1 protein-coding gene is annotated in these 433 nt (G+C 53.1%); it reads right to left on the reverse strand.

Annotation, left to right across the window (positions count from 1 at the left end; all coding sequences use genetic code 11):
* Positions 1-283: type I restriction-modification system subunit M N-terminal domain-containing protein (locus tag B2R17_RS00835; RefSeq protein WP_286762455.1), on the reverse strand; the 283-nt coding region annotated here is incomplete at its 3' end.
* Positions 284-433 lie beyond the last annotated feature (150 nt).

A 433-nucleotide genomic window follows, 5' to 3' on the forward strand; every position in this document is an offset into this window, starting at 1 on the left:
CGCCCATCAGTGTTTTGAAGTCGAGCGGCGAAGTGTTGTAGAACAACAATCCGGCTTTCTTGAGCAAAAACGGCTCAGGGTTCAAACCGGCGGCTTCGCGTTTCTCCTTCTCTTTGAGAACCGCCGCCTTCGTATCCTCCAGAACACAGTCCAGTCGTCGCAGGACTGTGAACGGCAAGATCACGCGACCGTATTCAGATTGCTTGTAGTCACCGCGAAGCAAATCGGCCACCGACCAGATGAACGACGAAAGGTTGGTTTGGTTGGTACTGGGTCGATCCATTGAGCTGCCGGGTTCATTCCCTGAAAGTGTCGAAGTTGTTCTCATTCGGTTGCGTCTCCCTGATGACGATGGCTCCTCTTCAGGTCTAGCGCAATGCCGCCGCAAGTTCAACCAATATCGCAATGGCGATTATGGCATCGGCATTGTAGG

Origin of the sequence: Rhodopirellula sp. UBA1907 (genome assembly GCF_002337565.1) — a bacterium.
GTDB lineage: Bacteria > Planctomycetota > Planctomycetia > Pirellulales > Pirellulaceae > Rhodopirellula > Rhodopirellula europaea.